The sequence below is a fragment of the Cedecea sp. NFIX57 genome (assembly GCF_900177785.1).
GTDB lineage: Bacteria > Pseudomonadota > Gammaproteobacteria > Enterobacterales > Enterobacteriaceae > Cedecea > Cedecea neteri_C.
Genome location: NZ_FXAS01000012.1, coordinates 1 through 26,947, shown reverse-complemented (window position 1 = coordinate 26,947; position 26,947 = coordinate 1). Strand labels below are relative to the sequence as shown.

Annotated in this window: 25 protein-coding genes; 14 read left to right on the top strand and 11 right to left on the bottom strand. The window is 56.3% G+C overall.

Annotated features, from left to right (window positions below; translation table 11 throughout):
* Positions 1–22: 22 nt before the first annotated feature.
* A complete protein-coding gene (locus B9Y90_RS12050) occupies positions 23–823 on the bottom strand; it encodes an AraC family transcriptional regulator (protein ID WP_217808982.1) in 801 nt (266 codons plus the stop codon).
* A 119-nt stretch (positions 824–942) separates the two neighbouring features.
* Between B9Y90_RS12050 and B9Y90_RS12045 the strand changes: the two genes are divergently transcribed.
* The 6 genes from B9Y90_RS12045 (at position 943) to B9Y90_RS12020 (ending at position 4,886) form a co-directional block, all read left to right on the top strand.
* A complete protein-coding gene (locus B9Y90_RS12045) occupies positions 943–1,857 on the top strand; it encodes a DMT family transporter (RefSeq protein ID WP_085541422.1) in 915 nt (304 codons plus the stop codon).
* Between the two features lie 98 nt (positions 1,858–1,955).
* Positions 1,956–2,732, top strand: coding sequence for a threonine/serine exporter family protein (locus B9Y90_RS12040; RefSeq protein ID WP_039290021.1), 777 nt, complete (start codon positions 1,956–1,958; stop codon positions 2,730–2,732).
* Entirely contained in the window at positions 2,723–3,196 is a 474-nt protein-coding gene (locus B9Y90_RS12035; RefSeq protein WP_085541359.1) for a threonine/serine exporter, read from the top strand. Before B9Y90_RS12040 ends, B9Y90_RS12035 begins: the two co-directional genes overlap by 10 nt.
* Positions 3,197–3,262: 66 nt before the next feature.
* Entirely contained in the window at positions 3,263–3,709 is a 447-nt protein-coding gene (locus tag B9Y90_RS12030) for a MarR family winged helix-turn-helix transcriptional regulator (protein ID WP_039290014.1), read from the top strand.
* Between the two features lie 95 nt (positions 3,710–3,804).
* Positions 3,805–4,233 (top strand): organic hydroperoxide resistance protein, encoded by a 429-nt coding sequence (locus tag B9Y90_RS12025; RefSeq protein ID WP_008460060.1) that lies wholly within the window; start codon positions 3,805–3,807, stop codon positions 4,231–4,233.
* 140 nt (positions 4,234–4,373) lie between these two features.
* Positions 4,374–4,886 (top strand): YjjA family protein, encoded by a 513-nt coding sequence (locus B9Y90_RS12020; RefSeq protein WP_039290011.1) that lies wholly within the window; start codon positions 4,374–4,376, stop codon positions 4,884–4,886.
* A gap of 40 nt (positions 4,887–4,926) precedes the next feature.
* On the opposite strand, the gene B9Y90_RS12015 is transcribed toward B9Y90_RS12020, so the two are convergent.
* Positions 4,927–5,667, bottom strand: a complete 741-nt coding sequence (locus B9Y90_RS12015; protein WP_085541358.1) for a CDP-diacylglycerol diphosphatase — start codon at positions 5,665–5,667, stop codon at positions 4,927–4,929.
* A 20-nt stretch (positions 5,668–5,687) separates the two neighbouring features.
* Entirely contained in the window at positions 5,688–6,614 is a 927-nt protein-coding gene (locus tag B9Y90_RS12010; protein WP_085541357.1) for a LysR family transcriptional regulator, read from the bottom strand.
* Between the two features lie 134 nt (positions 6,615–6,748).
* On the opposite strand from B9Y90_RS12010, the gene B9Y90_RS12005 reads away from it, so the two are divergent.
* Both B9Y90_RS12005 and B9Y90_RS12000 read left to right on the top strand, forming a co-directional pair.
* On the top strand, positions 6,749–8,536 hold the full coding sequence (locus B9Y90_RS12005) for an adenine deaminase (protein WP_085541356.1): 1,788 nt from the start codon (positions 6,749–6,751) through the stop codon (positions 8,534–8,536).
* Between the two features lie 16 nt (positions 8,537–8,552).
* A complete protein-coding gene (locus B9Y90_RS12000) occupies positions 8,553–9,896 on the top strand; it encodes an NCS2 family permease (protein WP_039289999.1) in 1,344 nt (447 codons plus the stop codon).
* 45 nt (positions 9,897–9,941) lie between these two features.
* Here the strand turns inward: B9Y90_RS12000 and hldE are convergent, their stop codons facing one another.
* The 3 genes from hldE to B9Y90_RS11985 are packed head-to-tail and all read right to left on the bottom strand — an operon-like array spanning position 9,942 to position 15,599.
* Positions 9,942–11,369: a bifunctional D-glycero-beta-D-manno-heptose-7-phosphate kinase/D-glycero-beta-D-manno-heptose 1-phosphate adenylyltransferase HldE gene (gene hldE, locus B9Y90_RS11995; RefSeq protein ID WP_039289994.1), complete on the bottom strand. Its 1,428-nt coding sequence runs from the start codon at positions 11,367–11,369 to the stop codon at positions 9,942–9,944.
* A gap of 49 nt (positions 11,370–11,418) precedes the next feature.
* Positions 11,419–14,277, bottom strand: coding sequence for a bifunctional [glutamate--ammonia ligase]-adenylyl-L-tyrosine phosphorylase/[glutamate--ammonia-ligase] adenylyltransferase (gene glnE / locus B9Y90_RS11990; RefSeq protein WP_139827386.1), 2,859 nt, complete (start codon positions 14,275–14,277; stop codon positions 11,419–11,421).
* A gap of 23 nt (positions 14,278–14,300) precedes the next feature.
* Positions 14,301–15,599, bottom strand: coding sequence for a CYTH domain-containing protein (locus B9Y90_RS11985; RefSeq protein ID WP_085541355.1), 1,299 nt, complete (start codon positions 15,597–15,599; stop codon positions 14,301–14,303).
* A 235-nt stretch (positions 15,600–15,834) separates the two neighbouring features.
* Between B9Y90_RS11985 and B9Y90_RS11980 the strand changes: the two genes are divergently transcribed.
* Both B9Y90_RS11980 and B9Y90_RS11975 read left to right on the top strand, forming a co-directional pair.
* A complete protein-coding gene (locus B9Y90_RS11980; protein ID WP_008460042.1) occupies positions 15,835–16,455 on the top strand; it encodes a TIGR04211 family SH3 domain-containing protein in 621 nt (206 codons plus the stop codon).
* Positions 16,456–16,536: 81 nt separating this feature from the next.
* Positions 16,537–17,778 carry a multifunctional CCA addition/repair protein gene (locus B9Y90_RS11975; RefSeq protein WP_085541354.1) on the top strand — a complete coding sequence of 414 codons (1,242 nt, stop codon included), beginning with the start codon at positions 16,537–16,539 and terminating at the stop codon, positions 17,776–17,778.
* 12 nt (positions 17,779–17,790) lie between these two features.
* Here the strand turns inward: B9Y90_RS11975 and bacA are convergent, their stop codons facing one another.
* Both bacA and folB read right to left on the bottom strand, forming a co-directional pair.
* A complete protein-coding gene (gene bacA, locus B9Y90_RS11970) occupies positions 17,791–18,612 on the bottom strand; it encodes an undecaprenyl-diphosphate phosphatase (protein WP_039289980.1) in 822 nt (273 codons plus the stop codon).
* Positions 18,613–18,726: 114 nt separating this feature from the next.
* Positions 18,727–19,095, bottom strand: coding sequence for a bifunctional dihydroneopterin aldolase/7,8-dihydroneopterin epimerase (gene folB, locus B9Y90_RS11965; RefSeq protein ID WP_085541353.1), 369 nt, complete (start codon positions 19,093–19,095; stop codon positions 18,727–18,729).
* 107 nt (positions 19,096–19,202) lie between these two features.
* Between folB and plsY the strand changes: the two genes are divergently transcribed.
* Positions 19,203–19,823: a glycerol-3-phosphate 1-O-acyltransferase PlsY gene (plsY, locus tag B9Y90_RS11960; protein ID WP_039289976.1), complete on the top strand. Its 621-nt coding sequence runs from the start codon at positions 19,203–19,205 to the stop codon at positions 19,821–19,823.
* Positions 19,824–19,901: 78 nt separating this feature from the next.
* Here plsY and B9Y90_RS11955 read toward each other — a convergent pair whose 3' ends face one another.
* The 3 genes from B9Y90_RS11955 to tsaD all read right to left on the bottom strand — a co-directional run bounded on the left by B9Y90_RS11955 (position 19,902) and on the right by tsaD (position 22,247).
* Positions 19,902–20,132 carry a hexameric tyrosine-coordinated heme protein gene (locus tag B9Y90_RS11955; RefSeq protein WP_039296462.1) on the bottom strand — a complete coding sequence of 77 codons (231 nt, stop codon included), beginning with the start codon at positions 20,130–20,132 and terminating at the stop codon, positions 19,902–19,904.
* Between the two features lie 148 nt (positions 20,133–20,280).
* Positions 20,281–21,075, bottom strand: a complete 795-nt coding sequence (gene trpC, locus B9Y90_RS11950; protein ID WP_085541352.1) for an indole-3-glycerol phosphate synthase TrpC — start codon at positions 21,073–21,075, stop codon at positions 20,281–20,283.
* A 158-nt stretch (positions 21,076–21,233) separates the two neighbouring features.
* A complete protein-coding gene (gene tsaD, locus B9Y90_RS11945; RefSeq protein WP_039289971.1) occupies positions 21,234–22,247 on the bottom strand; it encodes a tRNA (adenosine(37)-N6)-threonylcarbamoyltransferase complex transferase subunit TsaD in 1,014 nt (337 codons plus the stop codon).
* Between the two features lie 375 nt (positions 22,248–22,622).
* Here tsaD and rpsU point away from each other — a divergent pair, with 375 nt between their 5' ends.
* The 3 genes from rpsU (at position 22,623) to rpoD (ending at position 26,732) form a co-directional block, all read left to right on the top strand.
* Positions 22,623–22,838, top strand: coding sequence for a 30S ribosomal protein S21 (rpsU, locus tag B9Y90_RS11935; RefSeq protein WP_001144069.1), 216 nt, complete (start codon positions 22,623–22,625; stop codon positions 22,836–22,838).
* A 153-nt stretch (positions 22,839–22,991) separates the two neighbouring features.
* Positions 22,992–24,737: a DNA primase gene (gene dnaG / locus B9Y90_RS11930; protein ID WP_039296459.1), complete on the top strand. Its 1,746-nt coding sequence runs from the start codon at positions 22,992–22,994 to the stop codon at positions 24,735–24,737.
* A 150-nt stretch (positions 24,738–24,887) separates the two neighbouring features.
* Complete coding sequence (gene rpoD, locus B9Y90_RS11925) at positions 24,888–26,732, top strand: RNA polymerase sigma factor RpoD (protein WP_008460031.1); 1,845 nt, start codon at positions 24,888–24,890, stop codon at positions 26,730–26,732.
* The last annotated feature ends 215 nt before the right edge of the window (positions 26,733–26,947 follow it).

Here is a 26,947-nt window from a genome sequence, read left to right as displayed (position 1 = left end):
AGGCAAAAGACTTTCGGCTCAGTTAACGCTCCAGCCCGGTGACACGCTTGCGATACTCATCCGGCGTTTCCTGGGTTAAGCGGCGGAACATCGTAATAAACGCCGATGAACTGCCGTAACCTAGCTCAAAAGCGATATTCTCGACGGTCCATCCCTCGGCCAGCAAAGGCATCGCTTTCACAATTCTTAGCCTCTGCCGCCACTCCGCCAGCGTCATACCCAACTCCCGCTGGCAACGTCTCATCAACGTTCGCTCACTGGTATTGGCCAAAGCCGCCAACGCCGCCACGGAGCGGCTATCCCCAGGGTTTTGTTCCAGAAGGTTAAGCACCCGCTGAACCACTGGGTCGTCCGACCCTGGCAAATAGTTCCCCACACGTTCGGCCTCAATCAGCCTGTCAACCAGCACGCGCAGGAACCGCGACTCCTCTTCAGAAGGAGGGATACCCGGCGGGTTAAGGTGTAAATGCTCGAGCATCGCCTGGACGAGAGGCGTGATAGCCATAACGGTCACCTGCTGCGGAAACGCTGCGCACTCCGCGAGGCTGACATATACGGAGCTGTGCCACGCCTCCATCCGATTTTGCGCAAGATGCTGGGTGTCCGGCGGCAGCCAGATACCGTACTGGGACGGCACCACAAAGTGTCCTCCGGCATATTGCACCTCCACAACGCCGCTTACCGCCGAGACAAATTCTCCCCACGGATGACTGTGTTCCAGGTACAAACCGTGCGCAGGCATCGGCGCGCTGCGAAAGTACAGCGTCGCCGGAAGCTCGCCGGTAAAAGGCGCGGTAAGGATACTGGGCGTTTTCTTTGGCACGGATATCCACCTTCAAGGTCGTCGAGAAAACATTGACCGAAACGCACAATGGCATGGCGGTTTCTCACTATATCAAGCATATCGCCCCAGTTGATAATGCGTTTTTCGGGAGAAAACGCATGTCCAGATACAAGACCATAGACCGCCTGGCCGTCGCCGGGATGATCACCCTCTGCCTGATATGGAGCCTGCAACAGCCTGGCCTGAAAGCCACGGCTGAAGACGCCAGCCCCATCCTACAAATCGCCTTACGTTCTGGTATAGGCGCGGGGCTGGTCGCACTTTATATGCTGTTGAGAAAAGAGAAAATTCAGTACGCCTCCCTGCCCTGGCTTGCTGGCGCGGGAGCTGGGGTTTTGTTTGCACTCGAGTATTTGTTTCTTGGCATCGGCCTGCGTTATACGAGTGCCGCGCACGGCGTAGTTTTTCTCTATACCGCACCGCTGTTTGCCGCCGTGGGCCTACACTTTACCCTGCTCTCTGAGCGCCTGACGCCGGTACAATGGATTGGGATCGTATTGGCATTTATTGGCGTCATCGTCACATTTTCAGCGCCAGATGGTGGGCACTCATCGCTTTTCGGCGATCTCTTTTGCCTGCTTTCCGGCGCATCATGGGGCGCGACCACCGTGCTGGTTCGCACCTCCCGCCTGGCCCAGGTTTCCGCCGCCCAAACGACGCTGTTTCAGCTTGCGGGGGCTTTTATTGTGCTGCTTGCAGCGTCGTTCCTCCTGGGGCAAACCCGCTTTAACCCCACACCGCTGCTGCTGGCCAATATGGTCTTTCAGTCTGTGATTGTTTCCTTCCTGAGCTTGCTTATCTGGTTTGCTTTACTGCGGCGCTACCAGGCTTCTGCGCTCGGCGCCTTTTCTTTTGTCACGCCGCTGCTCGGGGTCGTGTTTGGTGCCTGGTTACTGAATGAAAAGATAAACGCCGGTTTTTTGCTGGGATCGGTTTTCGTCATCGGCGGCATTGTCTGCGTGAGCTGCAACCAATGGCTGGAAAAAATAATCACGTTTCATCGCCGGAGATAGTGACGCAAAGCTTGATCTAACGCCGCTAATAAAGCGAAGCGCTCATGTTAAATGGATAAACGTTAAGCGTATTTCATTCTCTTTGGTCAGGATCAAGCATGCAGCCAGATGTTGCTTCCCAGCGGGACGTCACTCGTTTATGTATTCAATGCGCGCTATTTTTACTGCAGCACGGGGCAGAAAGCGCGCTGGTAGAGGAGCTTTCAACCCGCCTTGGCAAAGCGCTGGGGATGGACAGCGTGGAAAGCTCAATCTCCGCTAACGCCATTGTGCTTAGCACCATTAAAGACAATCAGTGCCTGACGACCACCCGTAAAAATAACGATCGCGGGATCAACATGCACGTCGTGACTGAAGTTCAGCACATCGTGATCCTCACCGAGCACAAACTGCTGGATGCCAGGGACGTTCTCAAACGCTTCGAGCACATCAAACCGCTGCGCTACCCGCGCTGGCTGGTCGTCCTGATGGTGGGACTTTCCTGCGGCTGCTTCTGTAAACTGAACAACGGTGGCTGGGACGGGGCGTTTGTCGCCTTTATCGCCAGCTCACTGGCGATGTATGTCCGCCAGCTGCTCACCCACCGCCAGCTTCATCCGCAGATCAATTTCTGCATCACCGCGTTTGTCGCCACTACCGTGTCGGGGCTGCTTATCGCCAAAGGCCCGTTCGCCGCCACTTCCAATATTGCGATGGCCGCGAGCGTGTTATTACTCGTTCCCGGTTTCCCGCTGATTAACGCCGTGGCCGACATGTTCAAAGGCCACGTTAACACCGGGCTTGCCCGGTGGGCGATGGCCAGCCTGCTTACGCTTGCCACCTGCATTGGCGTAGTGATGGCGATGGCGGTATGGGGGCTAAGAGGATGGGCATAATTGAGTTTGTTCTCGCTCTGGCTCAGGACATGGCGCTGTCTGCCGTACCGGCGGTGGGCTTTGCATTAGTTTTTAACGTGCCTCAGCGCGCCCTGCCTTACTGCGGCCTGCTCGGTGCCATCGGCCACGGCTCACGCATGGCGATGATGATGGCGGGTTTAAACATCGAATGGAGCACTTTTCTGGCTTCGATTCTGGTCGGTATCATTGGTATTCAGTGGTCGCGCTGGTATCTTGCTCATCCGAAGGTCTTTACCGTTGCGGCCGTCATTCCCATGTTTCCGGGGATCTACGCCTACACCGCGATGATCTCGGCGGTAAAATTGACGCACTTTGGTTACAGCGATCCGCTGATGATCCAACTGGTGACCAACTTCTTAAAAGCGTCATTTATCGTGGGGGCGCTCTCCATCGGGCTCTCGCTGCCGGGACTGTGGCTTTATCGCAAAAAGCCCCGGGTATGATCGCGCAGGCAAACACGTACAAAATAAAATTTGCTATTTAATCGCGCACTATCTATATTGGAAATCATGAAGAAGACATCGACCGAAACGAACGCCCTGCTGCTGGACAACCAGCTTTGCTTCGCGCTCTACTCCGCCAACCTGGCGGTGAACAAGCTCTACCGCCAGCTGCTTGCGCCGCTGCAGCTTACCTATCCGCAATATCTGGTGATGCTGGTGCTGTGGGAGCAGGACGATGTCACGGTTTCGCAAATCGGCGAACGGCTGTTTTTAGATTCAGCCACCTTAACGCCATTGCTTAAACGCCTGGAAAGCGCCGGACTCTTATTACGCCAGCGCTCCCGAGAAGATGAGCGTCAGGTCGCCGTGACGCTGACTCAGGAAGGCAAAGCGCTGCAGGAAAAAGCGTTGGGTATTCCAGACTCCGTGCGCTGCGCTTCCGCCTGTAGCGTGGACAGCATGTTGGCGCTGAAGGCGCAGCTGGAAACCTTGCGCAGTAATTTAAATACGTAATAATTAATCGTCGATACTGTCGGCGATTTTTAAAACATCATATAAATCGCACGCTATTTTATAGCACAAACCAAATGTAAGATGAGGAACCTGCCATGTCTTTAGAAAAAGTCGTATACACCGCAAAAGCCAAAGCCACCGGTGGCCGTGAAGGTCGTGCAACCTCTTCCGACGGCGTACTGGACGTCAAGCTGGGTCTGCCAAAAGAGATGGGCGGCGCGGGCGGCGAAGTCACCAACCCTGAGCAGCTGTTCGCTGCGGGCTACTCCGCGTGCTTCCTGGGCGCGATGAAGTTTGTCTCCGGTCGCGACAAAATCTCCATGCCGTCTGACGCTTTCATTGAAGGGGAAGTCGGCATCGGGCCACTGCCAACTGGGTTCGGTATCGAAGCGAAGCTGAACATCCACCTGCCGGGTATGGATGCTGCTGAAGCGAAAAAACTGGTCGATGCGGCACACATTGTTTGCCCATACTCCAACGCAACCCGCGGCAACATCGATGTGACCCTGAACATCATCAACTGATATGACAAGCCGGGGAAACCCGGCTTTTTCACCTGCCCCCACGGTTTAAGACAACTCTCAATCCCCCTGCTTCCGGCCAAAGCGCTATACTCTCGCCTGAAATCTCCTGCACCGCAGGCAAACAAAGCGAGTATCACAAGATGAAAGCAAGGAATAAAACGCTCTGCGCAATGGCGCTGGCAGCAGCCTTTTTCGCGGGCCAGGCTTCGGCAGCAAACTGGCAGGAACAACTTTCCAGCGCCGCCAATGAGCTGACTAAAAGCGGCAACGCAACCTCCACCAGCAATGGTGCTCAGAGCGGCGGTCTGTCTCTCTCTTCACTGACCAGCCTGCTGAACGGCAACAGCAAGTCTCTTAGCTCAAGTACGATGACCAATGCGGCTGGCGTGATGGAATACTGCGCGAAGAACAAACTGGCTTCCGTCACCAATACCGACAACATTAAAAACCAGCTGATGACCAAGCTGGGGCTGGAAAGCAGCACCAAGCCTGCCGACAAGCAGGACTACAATCAGGGCCTGATGGGCTTACTGAACACGGCCAACGGCCAGAAGCTGGATCTGAACAGCATCGGCAACTCGCCGCTGGCTGAAAAGGTGAAAACTAAAGCCTGCGATCTGGTGCTCAAACAGGGCATGAATTACCTGTCGTAATAGCATAAAAAAATGGCCTCTTATTCGAGGCCATTTTTCTTTAGTTTGCCAGCGAGCAACTGTAGTCCAGCATCTCTTCCGCCGAGCCCTGGTTCCCGCCCAGCAGTTGGCGAGGGTTAGCCAACAGCATCACATCCCCTTTCGCCGTCACCACCCGCGCCAGGCCAAAGTTTTCCATCTCATCGCCCTGAGCCTTCACGTACTCCGCCAGCACGGTAAACGGATTCGCCTCTGCCGGGATTTTTCTCGCCAGATATTTATGGCCAAGGATCTCCGCGCCAAACGGCTGCCACTGGTCACCGACCTTATCAGCAAGCTGGTTAATGGATTGATACACTTCAGGGCGCAGGCAGGACAAATGAATGTGCAGCTGGTTCTGAGAACGTCCGTAGCGAGAGTTAATGGCCAGCACCAAATCATCATCGCGAACCGCTTTCGTGGTTTCATCCAGCAGATAGTGACGATTCTCCCACGCGTCCAGGAAGTAGTTCGGCGCGCCGTTTTCGAGGATCTTCGGGCTCTCGATACCGGTGATTTTGTCCGTCGGCATCAGCAAATTATGCAGCGGGCCTTTGGCATCTTTGAACACCAGATAGCGCCCGGTCAGATCGACTTTCAGGCAAGGTGCAGGCGAGTTGTTCTGCTGCTGATTGGGAATGCACTGCTGGCTGATGATATTCCACAGAGCGTCACTGTGGCGATGCAGTAGCCACAGGCGGATTGCGACGGCGGCCACCAGCAAAATCAGCAGCACAACCACCACGCGCAGGATCTTTTTCATGTCAGGTTTTCCTTGTAAAGTCAGAGTACTTTTCGTTGTTGTAATAGGCGGACAATAAGCTGGAAGCAGGCTTCTATTTGCGGCGCGAACGGCTCGGTGCTGCGCATCAGCGCCACGGTGCGACTCAGCGATGGCTGCTGCAAATGAATCACTTTCAGCTCAGGGTCCTGCAAAAAGGTGGTGTAGAGCTGCGGCAGAATCGCCACCGCCAGCTGAGAGCGCACCAGCCCATAAAGGGTTTCAATAAAATCAACCTGATAGCGCGCATTGAGCGTCAGGCGCTGGCTTTCCGCCATCGCCGCTACCAGCCGGCTGATATTACCTTTTGAAAACACCGCGATGTCCCGCTTCACCAGGCTTCGCCACGGCGCGTGGCTGGATTCTGCCAGAGGATCGTGACAGTTGACTACCGCCACGAAGGGATCTTCCTGCAGCGGATGGATCTCCAACGTTTTGGGCACCGAGCTGTCCAGCGCCCCCAGGCCAAAGTCCAGTTGGCCGCTTTCAAGCTGGGCAATCAGCGCGTCATTAGTACGGTCATGAAACTCCACTCGCAGGCGAGGAAAAGCCTCTGCAATACGTTGAGGAATTTCGGGAAATAAAAGGCTGCCGACCGAGGGCACCAGGCCTATGCGAAGCGTGCCGTCACCGCCGTCCTGGACAATTCGCTGCATGTCGTCAAAGGCGCGCTGCGCGACGTTGAGCACGCGTTCGGCATGGGGCAATAGCGCTGCGCCCAGGTCCGTCAGCGTCACTGCCGCAGCGGTTCTGTTAACCAGCTTCCCGCCCAGCACGGACTCAATCTGCCTTAACGCACTGCTTAGCGCGGGCTGGCTAATGGCCAGCCGGTTGGCGGTATCGGTGAAATGACGGAGTTTGGCCAGCGTCACAAAATACTGGATCTGTTTTAACGAGAGTGCGGGAAGGCGCTGCCAGGGTTCAGCCATTGGAGTATCAGGGTTACCAGGTAAACGTTTGCCACAGGATAAACGTTTCTTATCGGCTGATAAATTAAATCATCTGGGCAAAGTGTATTCCCCTGCCTAGAGTAGCCGTCAGAGCCCCTTTTTTGGAACCTGTCATGACGCCTGCTGATTTACGTCGCCGCGCGGTAAAAGCCGCCCTCGGCGAAACGCCCTTCGACCTGCTGCTCACCAATGGCCGGATCGTGGATATGGCCACCGGTGAAATCCGTGAGGCGGATGTCGGTATCGTCGGTACGCTTATCGCCAGCGTACATCCACGCGGCAGCCGCGAAGATGCCGAACAGATTCACGATCTCGCCGGAAACTATCTCAGCCCGGGATTGATGGATACCCACGTCCACGTTGAAAGCTCCCACCTACCGCCCGCGCGCTATGCGGAAATCATCGTCGCCCAGGGCACCACAACGATTTTTTGGGATCCGCACGAGCTGGCAAACGTGCTCGGTATTGAAGGCGTGCGTTACGCCGTTGACGCCAGCCGCAACCTGCCGCTTCGCGTGATCTGCGCAGCCCCGTCCAGCGTGCCTTCAACGCCGGGCCTGGAAATGTCCGGCGCTGATTTTGCCGGAAAAGAGATGGAAACCCTGCTTTCATGGCCGGAAGTGGCGGGCGTGGCAGAAGTGATGGATATGCACGGCGTGCTTAACGGCAGCGAAAGAATGCTCGAAATTCTTAATGCTGGCCTGGAAAGCGGCAAACTGATTGAAGGACACGCCCGCGGCCTGAACGGCGTCGGATTGCAGGCCTACCTTGCCGCTGGCGTGACGTCAGATCATGAACTGACCTCCGCAGCCGACGCGCTGGAAAAACTGCGTGCCGGGCTGACTCTGGAGATACGCGGGTCACATCCGTATTTGCTGCCAGAGATTGTCGCCGCCCTGAACGGCCTGCCGCATCTGTCATCGCAGGTCACCGTCTGCACCGACGACGTGCCACCAGACATGCTGCTGGCAAAAGGCGGCATCGTTGCCCTGCTGAATTTACTCATTGAGCACGGCATGAAGGCCGAGGATGCTTTGCGCCTGGCTACGCTGAACGCCTCGCTGCGCCTGCAACGTCCGGATCTCGGCCTGATTGCCGCGGGCCGCACCGCCGATCTGGTGGTCTTCGATTCTCTGGAAAAACTGAGCGCCCAAACCGTTTATGTCGCCGGTAAGCTCGTCGCGGAGCAGGGAAAAATGCTGGAACCCGTCGCGGCACCGGCCATCGTTCCCCCGCGAGATACGGTTCAGTTGCAGCCGCTGAGTCCGAACGATTTTGTTCTCAAGGTACCAGTGAATAATGGTCGCGCGCGCCTGCGCCACATCAAGGGAGCTCGCTTCACACAGTGGAGCGAAGTTGAAGTAGAAGTCCGGCACGGTGAAGTTCAGATCCCGGACGGCTTCAGCCTGATTTGGGTTCAGCATCGCCACGGTCGCCATGAGGCAAAACCACAGCTAGCGCTGCTCGAAGGCTGGGGTGAGCTGCGCGGCGCGATTGCCACCACCTATTCCCACGACTCGCACAACCTCGTTGTCCTCGGCAGAGATCCGCAGGACATGGCGCTCGCCGCTAACGAGCTGATTGCCTGCGGAGGCGGGATGGCGCTGAGCCAGAACGGGCAGATGCTGGCAAAGGTAGAAATGCCGATTGCCGGGATGCTCTCCGACCTGCCCGCCGCCGAGCTGGCGCAGCAGTTTGCTCAACTCCGTGAATTGAGCAATAAAGTCGCCGACTGGGAGCCGCCCTACCGCGTGTTCAAGGCCATCGAAGGCACCTGCCTGGCCTGTAACGCCGGGCCACATTTGACCGACCTGGGATTGACGGACGGCAGCACTCGCCAGATCGTCGACCCGCTTATTGAATGCCACGAACACCCGGCAGACGCACACACAACACATTAATCCGGAGAGCCAAATAATGGCCGAAAATTCAGTGTCTCAGGCTGCCAGCGAAAGCTGGCTGGAGCGGCGATTCCAGCTTCGCAGCCGCCAAAGCAAAGTGAAAACCGAATGCCTCGCGGGCATCACCGGCTTTCTCGCCGCCGCCTATTTGCTGGTTGTGATCCCTGGCCTGCTGGCCGTGGGCGGGATGGATAAAGGCGCAGCAACGACCGGGACGATCATCGTTTTCGTTCTCGGCACGCTGCTGATGGCCTTTTACGGCAACCTGCCGTTTATTGTCGGGCCAGGCATCGGCGGTTCGGTACTGGTCGGCGTGACGCTGGCCGGGAGTGAGCATATTGGCTGGCAGATTGGCCTGGGTATCGCCTGCTGGTCCGGCATTCTGTTCTTTGCGCTTACCCGCCTTGGCCTGCGTGAAGTGGTCACACGATCGGTACCGCAGTCAATCAAGCTTGGGCTGACGGCCTCCATCGGCCTGTTTGTTGCAGTGCTGGGCTTCCGCAACGCCGGGCTGGTGCTCGCCAACGCCAAAACTAACGCGCTGGCGCTCGGTGACTTCACTTCTGCTGGCGCTGTCGTGGCGCTGTGCGGCCTGTTCCTGGCCATTGCGCTTCAGGCTCGCCGCGTGCCGGGGGCCATTTTATGGGCGATTCTGTTTGCCACTCTGGTCGGTATTCCGCTGGGCGTCACCCACCTGCCACAAAGCTTTATCGCGATGCCGCACTCGCTGGCACCGGTACTCGGTCACGTGGATATGCTCGGCGCGCTGAACATCGCCTTCCTGCCGTTCCTGTTTGTGTTCTTTGCCTCAGAGTTTTTCTCCACCATGGGCACGACGCTGGCGGTGGGAGGTGAAGCTGGTTTGCTGGACGAGCACGGCAACATGCCGCACATCAACCGTCCGTTTATGGTGGATTCCATTGCCGCCGCTCTTGGTCCGTGGGTCGGTATTCCGGCGGCTACGGCGCTGATTGAGTCTTCGGCAGCCGCAGAAGCGGGCGGTAAAACCGGCCTGACCGCACTGGCGGCCGCAGTGATGTTCCTGCTGATGCTGCTGTTTACCCCGGTGGCATTGATGATCCCGAAAGAGGCTACCGCCCCCGCGCTGATCCTTATCGGCCTGAACATGTTCAGCGGCCTGCGCAAAGTGGATCTGGGCAACTTCACCGAAGGCCTGCCGGTGCTGATGATGGTGATGATTACGCTTATCGCCAACAGCTTCGGGACCGGGATCGCCGGCGGCCTGCTGTTCTACATCATCATTAAAGTGATTGCCGGTAAGTGGCGTGAAATTCCGGTAGGGCTGTACCTGCTGGCTATTCCGCTGGTTTACTACTTCGCCACGTTAGTGAAGCACTAAAAACAGAAAAGCCCTCTGACGAGGGCTTTTTTCTCAGCGGCTCATTTAGCCATTATTTTGAATCTTCTTGATGATATTGGTGGTGGAGCAGCCATCTTCGAAGTTCAGCACCATCACTTCCCCGCCGTTGGCCCAAACTTCTTTGCTCCCGGCAATCTGTTCTGGTTTGTAGTCGCCGCCCTTCACTAAACGATCCGGCAGGACTTCACCAATCAGGCGCTGAGGCGTGTCTTCTTCAAACAACACAACCCAGTCCACCGCTTCCAGCGCAGCCAGCACGATCATGCGCTGATCCTGCGGGTTCACCGGACGGGTTTCCCCTTTCAGACGTTTGGTTGAAGCGTCGCTGTTGACCGCGACAATCAGGCGGTCGCCCAGCTTGCGGGCATTCGCCAGATAGGAAACGTGCCCTGCATGCAGAATATCAAACACGCCGTTGGTCATCACCACGCGCTCACCGCGCTTACGGGCAGCGGCAACCGCAACTTTCAGCTCGGCTTCGGTCATCACGCCAAAACCCGTTTCCGCGCGCCCGCGCACCGCGTTTTCCAGCTCGACCGGAGAAACGGTTGACGTCCCCAGCTTGCCAACCACCACGCCAGCCGCAGCATTCGCGAAGTAACAGGCTTCTTCCAGCGAGTTCCCCGCCGCAAGCGTTGCCGCCAGCACGCCAATCACCGTGTCACCGGCCCCGGTCACATCATAAACTTCCTGCGCCTGAGTCGGCAGATGGAAAGGCTCAATGCCCGGCTGCAGGAGCGTCATGCCTTGTTCTGAACGCGTCACCAGCAGCGCCGACAGTTCATAATCGGCGATAAGCTTCATGCCACGTTCCACCAGCTCGGCTTCGGTTTTGCACTTGCCGACTACGGCTTCAAATTCTGAAAGGTTCGGGGTCAGCAGCGTTGCGCCACGGTAGCGCTCAAAATCGGTTCCTTTCGGGTCGATAAGCACCGGGACTTTGGCTTCGCGAGCCAGGCCAATCATCTGCTGCACAGTCGCCAGGGCGCCTTTTGCGTAGTCGGAAAGCACCAGCGCGCCAATCTGCGGCAGCGCCTGGCTGATACGCTCGTGCAGCGGCTCGGGATCGACACCCTCAAACCCTTCTTCGAAGTCGAGGCGAATCAACTGCTGGTTGCGGGACAGCACGCGCAGCTTGGTAATCGTCGGGTGAGTCGGAACAGAAACGAAGTCACACTTCACGTTGACCCCGGCCAGACTCTGGCTGAGGGCGCGTGCCGCATCGTCGATGCCGGTCAGGCCAACCAGACGAGAATTCGCGCCCAGCGAAGCAATGTTCATCGCCACGTTAGCCGCGCCACCAGGGCGTTCTTCGATGGTATCGACTTTCACCACCGGCACCGGGGCTTCCGGCGAAATACGGCTGGTTGGGCCGTACCAGTAGCGATCCAGCATCACATCACCAACCACCATGACGCCTGCACGGCTGTATTCGGGCAGCGTTACTTTCATTCCTGACTCTCCAGCGAGGGATAAAATTTTGCGCGGGATGATAACATAATTACTCTCCCGCGTGCGTTTGCGGCTCGCCAAGCCAGGTTTGCCAGCTCCAACGCACCTGCTCGCGCTCTTTCACGAAGGCGTCCAGCGCAACGTGGCCCGGCAATTCCTGCAGCGCCAGATGGTGCAATTCATCCCGCAGCGTGACATAGGCGTGGGTCAGCGCTTTGGCCTCGGCTTCATCCATAATGTCGTTCTGCGCCATCAGCTCCAGAATGCGCACGTTATCGGACCAGCGGGTTAGCTTCGGCGCTTCTCTGGCATAGCGCAGCACCAGATATTGCGTAATAAATTCAATGTCAGTGATCCCGCCCTCATCGGCTTTAATATCAAAGCGATCGCGGTGCTTATTGCCCAAATGCGCGCGCATTTTTTCACGCATCTCGCGCACTTCTACCTGCAGGGCTTCTCCTTCACGCGGCGTGCACAGGATCTCGCGGCGGATGGCGTCAAACTGGCGGTTTAGCGCCGGATCGCCGTACACCACGCGGGCGCGAACCAGCGCCTGATGTTCCCAGGTCCAGGCTTCATTCTTCTGATAATCAGCAAACGATTCTGCGGTGGTGACCAGCATACCTGCCGCACCGGACGGCCTGAGGCGTGCGTCAACTTCGTACAAAATCCCGGTCGAAGTTCGTGTGCTAAACAGATGCATGATGCGCTGCGCCAGGCGCAGGTAAAACTGACGGCCATCGATTTCTCGTTCGCCGTCCGTCATCACTTCCATCGGGCAATCATGCAGGAAAACCAGGTCCAGATCGGAACTGTAGCCCAGCTCCCAGCCGCCCAGTTTGCCATAGCCCAGCACGGCAAAGCCGCGCCCTTCTCTGTCCTGCAAATGACGAGGCTGGCCGTAGCGCGCCACCATTTGCGCCCAGGCACGCTGTACCACCGCATCGAGAATCGCTTCCGCAAGCCAGGTCAAATGGTCACTGACCTTCATCACCGGCAAGGTGCCAGCGATATCGGCCGCCGCCACGCGCAGCATCTGCGCCTGTTTAAACTGACGCAGCGCTTCCAGCTGCTGCTCTTCGTCTTCGTCCGGCACGCGCAGCAGATATTGACGCAGTTCGTCGCGATAGGCGTCCATGGCCGTGGGCTGATACAGCGTATTGGGGTCGAGCAGTTCATCCAGCAGCAGCGGGTAGCTGGCAAGCTGCGCGGCAATCATCGGCGAGGCCGCACACAGCGTAATCAGGTGCTTAAGCGCGCCGGGGAATTCGCTGAGCAACTCCAGATAGGTTGTGCGGGTGAGGATCCCAAACAGCAGCGGCGTCAGGCGGGAAAACGTCAGCGGCGCGTCTGCCCTGGAACAGACTTCACTCAGCAGGTGCGGCAGAAGTTGATCCAGCACCTGGCGGCCGCGCGGGCCAATGGTGCGCTTGTCGATCTCTTGCCGGAAATGGCTAACTTGCTTAAGTAATTCGGCCCGCGCCTCAGAGGTTAGATGGCTCAGAACCGCCGTATTTTCATCGGCATCCAGGGCGTCGATCCATAGCTCACGCCAGCCTTCAGCCACTTTATCTTCACCGGCTTCCGGTTCGTCGTCGCCAATCAGATCGTTAAAGACCTGACGCACGTCGTTCATATGCAGCTGCAGCGTTTGCTGCAGCTCGGCCCAGTTAGCCGCCTGCATCGCCCACGCCAGTCGCGCACGGTTAAGATCGTCGCCGGGCAAGGTTTGCGTCTGCTCGTCGTTGATGCTTTGCAGTAAGTTTTCCAGCCGACGCAGATAGAGGTAAGCCGCCCGCAGTTTCTGCGCATCTTCTTCTGGCAGCAGATGAAGCTGTTGAATGGCTTCAAGGGTGGGGAGCAGCGAGCGGGATTGCAACGAAGGCTCCCGGCCACCACGAATAAGCTGGAAGACCTGCACGATAAACTCGGTTTCGCGAATGCCACCGGCGCCGAGCTTAATATTGTCCGTTAGCCCACGGCGACGGACTTCACGGGCAATCATGCCTTTCATGTTGCGCAGGGACTGAATCACGCTGAAATCGATGTAGCGGCGGAACACAAATGGCCGCAGCATGTTGCGCAATTCCTGGCTCCAGACATCGTCGTTGTCGCCCATAATCCGCGCTTTTACCATCGCGTAGCGTTCCCAGTCGCGCCCCTGCTCCTGGTAATAATCTTCCAGCGCGGCAAAGCTCAGCACCAGCGGACCGCTGTCGCCAAACGGGCGCAGGCGCATATCCACGCGGTAGACAAAGCCGTCCTGCGTGGGCTGGTCAAGGACTTTGATCAGGCGCTGCCCCATACGGGTGAAGAACTGGGCGTTATCCAGTTCACGCCGCCCGCCCTGGGTTGAGCCGTTTTCCGGCCAGGCAAAAATCAGGTCGATATCGGAAGAGAAATTAAGTTCGCCACCGCCCAGTTTCCCCATGCCGAGGATCAGCAGCGGCTGCGGCTCACCGGCGGCGTTGCAGGGCGTGCCCCATTCGCGGCAGCAGGCGGCGTAAAGCCAGTCGCGGGCGGCAACAATCAGCGTTTCCGCCAGCACGCTCAGCTGCTGCAGCGTGCTTTGCGTATCTACCTGCTCCAGCGCCTGCGCCCAGGCGATTCGCACCATGATACGGCGGCGGAAAAAACGCAGCGCTTTCATCAATGCCGCTTCGTCGTGCACATCCTGCAGATCCTGCTGGAGCCAGGCGGCATAATGACACCATTCGTCCGCCGTGGGGGCGTCCTGCTGCAGGGTTTGCAGCCAGGCGGGATACGCCACCACGCTGTCACCAACAAAATCACTTATCGCCAGCACCGCGCGAGCTTCTTCGCTCAGTGTCAGGGAGTCAATCTCTTGCGGCAGGCGCGGTAAAAACGCCTGCAGGTGCTGCTGTAATAAAGGGGTCAGCGCCATCATGGTGGGTATCCGTTACCAGTCTATTATTTCCCGCTGTGCAGCCAGAAAGGCGCCTGCGAGATCGCTTCGTTTCGGTAGTGCTCAATTTCTATGCGCTGGCGGGTAACAATGGCGTGACGCAGCCCCTGCCAGTTTTCCAGCCACGGCTGGGTTTGCGCATCGCTGTACACCCCGGCCAGAAGGCGGATCGCATCCGTTTCACGCGCCAGCCGCGGCAACTGGTCTGCGTATGCATCCCCCAGCGGGCGCTGGAACGCGTCTTTTAGCTCAGCCGCATGGCGGGAAAGATGCGTATCCGCGAAACGCTTGAAGGAGCTATCCAGTTTCGTGCGGTTTTTCTCATCAATGAACGGCTGCCACTGGCGTTCCACCAGCCAGCGGGTCAGCGCCAGCTTAGCGCTGCTTGCCTGCGCGCTGTAGACAATCACTTCGGCTTTTTCGTCACCGGCAAAGCGTGCTTCGAGCGCAATCAGTTGCTCACGTAAGTGGGTACTCGCTTTTCTTGGAATAATACCGCCAAAAAGCGCGAGGGCATGACGCACCAGACCTACGGCATCAATCACTTGCTGTTTAGCCGCTTTCACGCCGCTAAGCCAGAGTTCTTCATGGTAAAGCCAGTGGGCGAGCGCCAGTTCCAGGGAACCTTCCAGACCTTGTTCAACGGTGGCTTTGGCCGGTGGATACAGCACGCCCAGCGGTTTCACTTCGCGCACCGCATTGCCCTGGGCCAGGTGATAGCCCCGTGCCGCCTTGCTCAGGCTGCCCTGACGCAGGCCAGGTTCGGTGACCAGACTTTCCGCCAGCGTCAGTAGATCCGCCGTCTCACCGCTCAGCAGCTCAAGTTCAAGCTCGCAGATGGGGGTCTGGTGCTCACCGGCTTTCACTTCACCCAGATCCAACGCCAGTTCAATGCGGCTCTCACCGTGAGTAACTACCCACTTTTCACGTGCAAAATCGGTGCTGAACAGCGGCTTCACGTCGGCCTGTAACGTCGCCACGTCCAGCCCTTCCGGCCAAACTTCTGCTGGCAGCAAAGCGAGATCCAGCTCGGGCTTGCTTAGCGCCACGTTGTATTCAGGACGCTGATGCAGCCCGCCGGTCACGCGGCCTGCGATTTTCATCGTCATTTCGTATTGCCCGGCATCCCCGCGAATACGCAGCCCCATGTCGTGGCGACGCAGCAGGTTATCCGCCGTTTCATAATAAATATTGAGCAACTGACGCGGGTCGCTGTGCTCGCCCGGCAGGGCATTTAATTTTTCGCGCAGCGCGTCAAGCGCAGCGGGGTTAACGATGAATTTAAGTTCGATTTCCTGGGCCATGTCTTCTTTACTTATGTTTACGTCACACCAGGCGATCGCCTGGCGAACTAAATAGCGTCGATTAGGTCTGTAATAGTACGACAAAATACCCCGTCGGGTAGCGAATTTGCGGTAGGGCGGGAACACCGGGTGGTCAAATTGACATCAGGATGATTCTCATTCAGGTTTACGGATTGCGCCGTCAGACTGTTGCCACTACTATCGTTCCACACTTTATGAAAATAACGACGAAATAATGCAGAAATTACGCCTGATTTGCCTCACTTTGCTCTCCCTTAGCGTTTCCGTCGTGGCTCATGCCGAAGAAAAACGTTATGTCTCTGATGAATTAAACACCTGGGTCCGCAGCGGCCCGGGCGATAACTACCGCCTGGTTGGCACAGTCAACGCAGGGGAACAAGTCACGCTGCTGCAAAGCAATGAAGAAACCAAATACGGCCAGGTACGCGACAGCAACGGGCGTACCTCCTGGATCCCCCTCGCGCAGCTAAGCACCACGCCAAGCCTGCGTACCCGCGTGCCCGATCTGGAAAACCAGGTCAAAACGCTGACCGACAAGCTGAATAACATCGACACAACCTGGAATCAGCGTACCGCTGAAATGCAGCAGAAAGTGGCCCAGAGCGACACCGTGATTAACGGCCTGAAGGACGAGAATCAGCAGCTCAAAAACCAGCTTATCGTCGCCAAGAAAAAGGTGGATGCCGCCAACGTCCAGCTTGATGACAAACAGCGTGCCATCATCATGCAGTGGTTTATGTACGGCGGCGGCGTGGCTGGGTTTGGCCTGCTGATTGGCCTGCTGCTTCCGCACATGATCCCAAGCCGCAAGAAGAAAGATCGCTGGATGAACTAAAGGCGGCAGATTAGCCGTTGATTCCCCCTCGCATCTACACTTACCATTCGTGGTTCAATAACGGTGCCTGGGGTGTAAAGCGTGAAGATTTATCTTGTCGGTGGTGCGGTTCGTGACGGGTTATTAAAACTGCCGGTTAAGGATAAAGACTGGGTTGTGGTTGGGGCGACGCCTCAGCAAATGCTGAACGAAGGCTACGAACAGGTTGGGAAAGATTTCCCGGTGTTTCTGCATCCGCAATCTCACGAAGAGTATGCGCTGGCCCGTACCGAAAGAAAATCGGGCCAGGGGTATACCGGCTTTACCTGCTATTCGGCACCGGACGTCACGCTTGAACAGGATCTCCTGCGTCGCGACCTGACGATCAACGCGATTGCCCAGGACGAAAATGGCGAACTAATCGACCCGTATAACGGCCTTGCCGATATTAAGCGTCGCCTGCTTCGCCATGTTTCACCGGCTTTCAATGAAGACCCGCTGCGCGTTTTGCGCGTGGCGCGCTTTGCTGCACGTTATGCCCATCTTAATTTCCAGATCGCGCCAGAAACGCTCGCCCTGATGCGATCCATGACGGATAACGGCGAAATTGCCCATCTCACCGCCGAACGCGTGTGGAAAGAGACGGAAAATGCGCTAACCAGTCGTAATCCGCAGGTCTTTTTTGCCGTACTGCGCGAATGCGGCGCCCTGAAAGTGCTGTTCCCGGAAATTGACGCGCTTTACGGCGTTCCGGCGCCGGCAAAATGGCATCCGGAGATCGACACCGGCATTCATACGCTGATGACCCTGTCTATGGCCGCGCAGCTTAGCCCGGCGGTAGATGTGCGTTTCGCCACGCTGTGTCACGATCTGGGGAAGGGGCTGACGCCAAAGGAAAAATGGCCCAGCCACCACGGCCATGGGCCAGCGGGCGTTAAGCTTGTGGAACAGCTTTGTGCCCGCCTGCGCGTGCCAAACGAAATTCGGGATCTGGCCAAACTGGTCGCCGAATTCCACGACTTAATCCACACCTTCCCGATTTTGCAGCCCAAAACGGTGATCAAGCTGTTCGACGCCATTGATGCCTGGCGCAAGCCGCAACGCGTGGAGCAAATCGCCTTAACCAGCGAAGCGGATGCGCGCGGGCGCACCGGCTTTGAGGCCAGCGATTATCCGCAGGGCAGAATGCTACGCGCGGCCTGGGTTGCGGCGCAGAGCGTAACCAATAAAGAAGTGATTGAAGCAGGCTTCAGCGGCCCGGCGATTCGTGAAGAATTAACGAAGCGGAGAATTACGGCCGTTGCGGCCTGGAAGGAAGCACATTGCCCTCAGCCACAAGGCTGAGGGCAAGGGTTACTAGGTGAAGATAAAGAACACCACGGCGGCAACAATAAAGCGGTAAATCGCAAACGGAATAAACGAAATTCGCTTGATGAGCTGCAGGAAGGTTTTGATGGCGATCAGCGCCACGATGAACGCCGTGACAAAGCCCACGGCAAACATCGGCAGGTCGCCCATGGTCAGGAAGCCGATGCTCTTATAGAGATCAAGCGCCGTCGCCCCCATCATCATCGGCACCGCCAACAGGAATGAGAACTCGGAGGCCGCATAGCGGCTTACGCCCATCAGCATCCCACCGGAAATCGTTGCCCCGGAACGAGAGAATCCCGGCCACAGCGCCAGACACTGGAAGCACCCAATCATAAACGCCTGGCGATAGGTGATGTCATCCACGCCTACGGCACGCGGCACCTTTGGTTTCAGGCATTCGGCGGCGATCAGCAGTACGCCACCCACCACCAGGGCGTACATCACGTTAACCGGGTTAAACAGCGATTTGATGGCATCGTGCAGAAGAAGGCCCAGCACTACCGCCGGTATCATGCCAAGTAAAATATGAATCAGAGAAAGACGGCCGGTGCCTACCCCTTCATGCTCGGGAGGACGACCAAAGTGGATGCCAATCAGACCAAACAGACGACGCCAGAACATCACGACCACGGCAAGAATAGAACCTAGCTGAATAACTACTTCGAAGGTTTCCGCAGTCTGCCCTTCGAAACCTAAAAGATGCCCTACGATGATCATGTGCCCGGTAGACGATACCGGTAAAAACTCCGTTAACCCTTCCACAACGCCAAGAATGGCGGCAATCGCCAACGTTGGTAAATCGCTCATCACTTACCCCTCATCCCGAAAAACGAACACAAAAAACGGCACACGAATTACGTCTGCCGCAAAAGATACGTTGATAAGACCAGCGCGTCGCCGTTTGGTTTAACGCTCAGGCCATTATTTACCTGGTTTCAGATTACTGCCACGCTCGATAATGACGCCGACGTTAGCGGCCTGTGCAACGGCGCCAGGCTTGCTCACCTTTAACCGAATCCACGGAGAATTAAAGCGGCTCAGCAGCAGTTCCGCAACCTCTTCAGCTACTCGCTCCACCAGCGCAAAACGCCCGCCGCCGACGTGCTGCAAAACAGCTTCGCTGACATCCGCATAGCTGAGGCAATCCTTAACGTCGTCACTGCTCGCGGCTTTGCGGTTATCCCAGGCCATTTCGATATCGAACACCAGCTTCTGTTCAATGGTTTGTTCCCAGTCATAAACACCGATGGTGGTGATTACCGAAAGTTGCTCTATAAATACAATGTCCATCACGCCCTGCCCGGTTTTTAGTCATGCCGGATACCACTTCCGGCGAAATATGCGTATTATCCACAGATGCAAAGAAGACTTCGACACTTTCAACATGGAACAGCGTTATGAGTGCAATCGCGCCTGGTATGATTTTCCTCGCGTATCTTTGCGGCTCGATTTCTAGCGCCATTCTGGTGTGCCGCATTGCCGGTCTCCCCGATCCACGCGAGAGCGGCTCCGGTAATCCAGGAGCAACCAATGTGTTACGCATTGGCGGTAAAGGTGCAGCCGTAGCGGTACTAATTTTTGATGTGCTGAAAGGCATGCTGCCGGTCTGGGCGGCCTGGGCCCTAGGTGTGACGCCCTTCTGGCTTGGCCTGATTGCTATTGCCGCCTGCATGGGCCATATCTGGCCAGTGTTCTTTAAGTTTCGAGGCGGTAAAGGTGTCGCCACTGCGTTTGGCGCTATTGCCCCCATTGGCTGGGACTTAACCGGCGTGATGGCGGGAACCTGGTTGCTGAGCGTATTGTTAAGCGGCTATTCTTCCCTCGGTGCCATTATCAGCGCCCTGATTGCCCCATTTTATGTCTGGTGGTTCAAGCCGCAGTTTACCTTCCCGGTGGCGATGCTCTCCTGCCTGATCCTGATGCGCCATCACGACAATATTCAGCGCCTGTGGCGGGGCCAGGAAACGAAAATCTGGGCGCGATTCAAAAAGAAAAAGAAAAAAGACGAGCCTGAATAACGTTGTCTTGTTTGAACCTCGCAGAAACAACAAAGGAGTGATAAATCACTCCTTTTTCTTAGGTAAATCAGCTAAGCGCTAAACCTTCCAGTAATTATTCGCCGCAGCAATCGTCTGGAAATGAATCGCGATGACCTGCGATGAGGCAATCAGCGCATCTGCGTCATTGGCGTAAACCGGACGCAGCTTTTTCAATACCTCCGGATCTGGCTGCACGGTTTTGACTCCGCGACGGCTCAGCGTCACCGCCAGTTCATATCCTGCCTGCGGATCGTCAGTGATCAGCGTTGTTAACCATTTATCGCTCATATTGTCCCACTCATTATCGTTATTGTATAAATTGCATTTTTATGCACTTTAAGTGCACGACATTTATCAACATAATCCTGGCAAACATCAATAAAAAAGCCCGCTATCTCAGCAGGCTTTAGGCGTGGTTTAACAAACGTTCAGACGTTTAGCGCTCGGGGAAAAACATCGCGGCTAATTCTTTGCCTGGCTCTTCTGCCCGCATAAAAGCTTCACCCACAAGGAAATTATTCACGTTAGCTTCGCGCAAACGGATGACATGCTCGCGCGTAGCGATGCCTGACTCGGTAACAACCATGCGATCTGCCGGCAGCTGTGCCAACAGGCTGATGGTGGTTTCTATCGTGGTCTCGAAGGTGCGCAGGTTACGGTTATTCACGCCAATAAGCGGCGTGGTCAACCGGAGCGAACGCTCCAGCTCATCGGCATCATGCACCTCTACCAGTACCGCCATACCCAGCTCGTGAGCCTGCGCCTCAAGCTCCTGCATCTGACCATCCTCCAGCGCAGAAACAATAAGCAGGATGCAATCCGCCCCCATCGCCCGGGCTTCCACAACCTGCCAAGGATCGATCATAAAATCTTTGCGTAAAACCGGCAGCTTACAGGCAGCTCGAGCCTGCTGAAGATATGCAGCGCTTCCCTGGAAGAACTGTTCGTCGGTTAGCACCGACAAACACGCGGCCCCGCCTTGTTGGTAAGAAACGGCTATCTCCGCAGGATTGAAATTTTCGCGGATTAAGCCTTTCGACGGGCTGGCCTTTTTCACTTCGGCAATTACCCCCGCCAGGCCCGCATCACGCTTGCGACGGAGTGCGGCAACAAAATCGCGGTGATTCTGTGCAGCGGCCTGTTCGGCGAGCTGGCTCAGGGAAATCGCTTTTTTGGCGGCGGCAATTTCTTCATGCTTAACGGCGATAATTTTGCTGAGGATATCGGACACAACATTCTCCAGGTTCAGTCGGGTATCGCGATAGAGTGCCGGATTGTGCGCTGAAAGTACCGGGCTAATTTCGCTTTCGTTTGTTGCAGAATATGACTCGTTGGAAGGCAGTTCAGAAACAAAAAAGGAGCGGTTAAACGCTCCTTTTAGTTTGCTTGTCAGGCGGCGGGTAACTCTGCCAGCGGCCAGCGTGGGCGAACGCTAACGCTCAGCTCACCAGAAGTACCGGCTTTCAGACGAATCATCCCGGCATAGGCGATCATCGCGCCATTATCGGTGCAAAACTCCGGGCGCGCGTAAAACACTTCGCCACGACGTTTGGTCATCATCTCGGCCAGTTTAGCGCGCAGAGTGCGGTTGGCGCTCACGCCGCCCGCCATCACCAGACGTTTAAAGCCGGTATGTTCGAGCGCACGTTTACATTTAATGGCCAGCGTATCCACCACCGCATCTTCAAAAGCACGGGCGATATCCGCGCGAGTCTGATCGTCAGCGTCGTTATCACGAATGGTGTTTGCCGCGAAGGTTTTCAGGCCAGAGAAGCTGAAATCCATGCCAGGGCGATCGGTCATTGGACGTGGGAAAGTGAAACGTCCCTCCGTGCCCTGCGCCGCCATTTTGGAAAGCAGCGGCCCGCCCGGGTAGTCGAGCCCCAGCAGCTTGGCGGTTTTATCAAAAGCTTCACCGGCCGCATCGTCGATAGACTCGCCCAGCAGTTCATATTTACCAATGCCGGTAACGCTAATGAGCTGGGTATGGCCGCCGGAAACCAACAGCGCGACAAACGGGAATTCTGGCGGATTATCTTCCAGCATCGGGGCCAGCAGGTGGCCTTCCATGTGGTGGACCGGCACGGCAGGCACATCCCAGGCAAACGCCAGCGAGCGGCCAATGGTTGCGCCAACCAGCAGCGCGCCAACCAGGCCCGGCCCGGCGGTATAAGCTACGCCGTCGATATCTTTGGCGGTTAATCCAGCCTCTTTTAGGGCAGCCTGGATAAGCGGCACGGTCTTGCGAACGTGATCGCGGGAGGCCAGCTCCGGCACCACGCCGCCGTAGTCAGCATGAAGTTTCACCTGACTATACAATTGGTTGGCTAATAACCCTTTCTCATCGTCATAAATGGCGATGCCGGTTTCATCACAGGATGTTTCGATTCCCAGTACACGCATGGCTTGTTTTACCTCTTTGGCCCGGCGCGAAGTTTAATCCCGGTGGCTTCCTTTGTATACCCTATAGCATTTGAGTTGCAGCAAGACGGCCAGGGACTGAATCCCCAGGAGCTTACTGAGGTAAGTGACTGGGGTAAGGGAGTGCAGACGGTGCAGTTGCGGCTCAAAGGATGACGGGGAGTAAAACTTTGCTGCCCCTGGGCGGGAGTAATGGTGTATAATCTGCGGCCCTGGAAGATACCGGCCCTAAAAGCCAGGTTTCTGGTCGTTCGGTGCTTTACAAAGCAGCAAGAGTTGCAGTAAAATTCCGCACCATTTTGAATTAAGCTGGCCTGTATGCCAGCGGCAAACCGAATTATTAAAGGTGAGAGTTACATGCCGGTAATTAAAGTACGTGAAAACGAGCCGTTCGACGTAGCACTGCGTCGCTTCAAGCGTTCCTGCGAGAAAGCAGGCGTTCTGGCGGAAGTCCGTCGTCGTGAGTTCTATGAAAAACCAACGACCGAACGTAAGCGCGCTAAAGCTTCTGCTGTGAAACGCCACGCGAAGAAACTGGCTCGCGAAAACGCACGCCGCACTCGTCTGTACTAATCTTCTGAGGATTCACTCCTCAACTTCAGACTGAGTAGTAGTTATAAGGCCGTGCTTCCGAAAGGAATGCGCGGCTTATTCTCGTTTATAAACTGACATATCCCTGAGCTTTTAGGCCACCGCCTGAGAGATGACGGATATAGCATGGGGCCTATGGCTGGACGAATCCCGCGTGTTTTTATCAATGACCTGATCGCTCGCACCGACATCGTCGACCTGATCGATGCTCGCGTGAAGCTGAAAAAGCAGGGCAAGAACTACCACGCATGTTGTCCATTCCATAACGAGAAAACCCCCTCTTTCACCGTGAACGGTGATAAACAGTTTTACCACTGCTTTGGCTGTGGCGCACACGGTAACGCCCTCGACTTCCTGATGAACTACGACAAGCTCGAGTTTGTCGAAAGCGTTGAAGAGCTGGCGACCATGCACAACCTTGAAGTGCCGTACGAAGCGGGCAATGGCCCAAGCCAGATCGAACGACACCAGCGCCAAAGTCTGTATCAACTGATGGATGGCCTGAACGCCTTTTATCAGCAGTCCCTGAAGCAGCCCGCCGCAGAACCGGCGCGCCAGTATCTGGGCAAGCGTGGCCTGAGCGACGAAGTCATTAGCCATTTTGCCATCGGTTATGCGCCGCCCGGCTGGGATAATGCGCTTAAACGTTTTGGTGGCAACAGCGAAAACCGCCAGGCGCTAACGGACGCGGGCATGCTGGTCACCAACGATCAGGGCCGCAGTTATGACCGCTTCCGCGAGCGGGTGATGTTCCCGATTCGTGACAAACGTGGCCGGGTCATCGGGTTTGGTGGACGCGTGCTGGGCGATGCCCTGCCGAAATACCTGAACTCCCCGGAAACCGACATTTTTCACAAGGGCCGCCAGCTGTATGGCCTGTATGAAGCCCAGCAGAGTCAGCCGGAACCGGCACGCCTTCTGGTAGTCGAAGGATATATGGATGTGGTGGCGCTGGCGCAGTACGGCATTTCTTACGCCGTCGCTTCTCTGGGCACCTCCACAACCGCCGATCATATTCAGTTGCTGTTCCGGGTTACGGATAACGTCGTCTGCTGTTATGACGGCGATCGCGCAGGACGAGACGCGGCATGGCGAGCGCTGGAAACTGCGCTACCTTATATGACGGACGGTCGTCAGTTGCGGTTTATGTTCCTCCCCGACGGCGAAGACCCGGATACGCTGGTGCGCAAAGAAGGAAAGGACGCGTTTGAAGCGCGGATGGAGCAGGCTCAGCCGCTCTCCACGTTCCTGTTTAACAGCCTGCTGCCGCAGGTTGATTTGAGTACGCCAGACGGAAGAGCGCGGCTAAGCACGCTGGCTCTGCCGCTGATTAGCCAGGTACCCGGCGAAACGCTGCGTATCTATCTGCGCCAGGAGCTGGGCAATAAGCTCGGTATTCTGGACGACAGCCAGCTTGAAAAGCTGATGCCTAAACAGGCCGAAGGTGCGACACCTCGTCCGGCGCCTCAGCTAAAACGCACAACCATGCGTATACTGATAGGGTTATTGGTACAGAATCCGGAACTGGCTCCGCTGGTCCCGCCACTAAGCGGGCTGGATGCCGCAAAGTTGCCGGGTTTAACGCTGTTTAGCGGCCTGGTTGACGCCTGTCTGGCGCATCCAGGGCTGACCACAGGGCAACTACTGGAACAATATCGTGGCACAAATGAGGCCACGACCCTTGAAAAACTCTCGGCGTGGGACGATATAGCAGATAAGGACATTGCTGAAAAAACGTTCACCGACTCGCTGGACCATCTTTTTGAGTCCGCGCTGGAGCTGAGGTTTGAAGAATTAATGGCACGTTCCAGAACGACCGGGCTGACCCCGGCGGAGCGTGAAGAAGTTCGCGTGATCACGCAGTCGCGCGCCAAAAAATAGATTCGCGGCTTAACTGCCGAACATTGATCGGGTCACCCCCGAACGCCGCACGGACGGGCTGCGGCATAAAAATAAATCAGCCCTCGTACGTTATTGTTGGCGGCAACGCCTACCGACACAACCCTAATACTGAAGTGTGGATACCGTCTTATGGAGCAAAACCCGCAGTCACAGCTCAAGCTTCTTGTCCAACGTGGTAAGGAGCAAGGCTATCTGACCTATGCCGAGGTCAATGACCATCTGCCGGAAGATATCGTCGACTCCGATCAGATCGAAGACATCATCCAAATGATCAACGACATGGGCATTCAGGTGATGGAAGAAGCCCCTGATGCCGATGATCTTTTGCTTGCTGAAAACTCAAACAGCACCGATGAAGACGCGGAAGAAGCGGCTGCTCAGGTACTGTCCAGCGTGGAATCCGAAATCGGACGTACCACCGACCCCGTGCGTATGTACATGCGCGAAATGGGGACCGTTGAACTGTTAACCCGTGAGGGTGAGATCGATATCGCGAAGCGTATCGAAGACGGTATCAACCAGGTGCAGTGCTCGGTTGCCGAGTACCCGGAAGCGATCACCTATCTGCTGGAGCAGTACGATCGCGTCGAAGCAGAAGAAGCGCGCCTGTCCGACCTTATCACCGGCTTTGTTGACCCGAACGCGGAAGAAGATCTTGCACCAACCGCAACCCACGTCGGCTCCGAACTCTCTCAGGAAGAGATGGACGATGATGAGGACGAAGACGAAGAGTCTGACGACGACAGCTCCGACGATGACAACAGCATCGACCCGGAACTGGCGCGCGAAAAATTTGGTGAGCTGCGTAAGCAGTACGAACTGACTCGCGACACCATCAAAGCGAAGGGCCGCAGCCACGCTGACGCCGCCGCGGAGATCCTGCAGCTGTCTGAAGTGTTCAAACAGTTCCGCCTGGTGCCAAAACAGTTCGACTACCTGGTCAACAGCATGCGCGTCATGATGGACCGCGTTCGTACCCAAGAACGTATCATCATGAAGCTGTGCGTTGAGCAGTGCAAAATGCCGAAGAAAAACTTCATCACGCTGTTCACCGGTAACGAAACCAGCGAAACCTGGTTCAACGCGGCCATTGCGATGAACAAGCCGTGGTCTGAGAAGCTGCATGAAGTGTCCGAAGACGTTCACCGCAGCCTGCAGAAGCTGCAGCAGATCGAAGAAGAGACCGGCCTGACCATCGAGCAGGTAAAAGACATCAACCGTCGCATGTCCATTGGTGAAGCGAAAGCGCGCCGTGCGAAGAAAGAGATGGTTGAAGCCAACTTGCGTCTGGTTATTTCTATCGCTAAGAAATACACCAACCGTGGCCTGCAGTTCCTCGACCTGATTCAGGAAGGCAACATCGGCCTGATGAAAGCCGTTGATAAGTTTGAATACCGCCGTGGTTATAAGTTCTCGACTTATGCAACCTGGTGGATCCGTCAGGCTATCACCCGCTCCATCGCCGACCAGGCGCGTACCATTCGTATTCCGGTGCATATGATTGAGACCATCAACAAGCTCAACCGTATTTCGCGCCAGATGCTGCAGGAGATGGGCCGTGAGCCAACGCCGGAAGAGTTAGCCGAGCGTATGCTGATGCCGGAAGACAAAATCCGTAAAGTGCTGAAAATTGCCAAAGAGCCTATCTCCATGGAAACGCCAATCGGCGACGATGAAGATTCGCATCTGGGTGATTTCATCGAGGACACCACCCTCGAGCTGCCGCTGGATTCTGCCACCTCCGAAAGTCTGCGTTCCGCAACACACGACGTTCTGGCTGGCCTGACAGCGCGTGAAGCGAAAGTCCTGCGTATGCGCTTCGGTATCGACATGAACACCGACCACACGCTGGAAGAAGTGGGTAAACAGTTCGACGTTACCCGCGAACGTATCCGTCAGATCGAAGCGAAGGCGCTGCGCAAACTGCGCCACCCAAGCCGCTCTGAAGTGCTGCGTAGCTTCCTGGACGATTAATCAGTGCCAAAAATTGAAAAGCTCCCGCCAGGGAGCTTTTTTTTGCCTTGAATTTCTGGGCGCTGTCGTTTTTCAAAGCGCTTTTTCCAGTCTCCCTCCGGACACTTCTTTTCATTCCCTCTTGTATGTTTAAAGTCACTTCAGTTACCCGCCGTCAGGCGGGTACACTGTCAAAGCGTTTGACCTGATGCCACAGCCCGTTTCCCCTCTGGGAC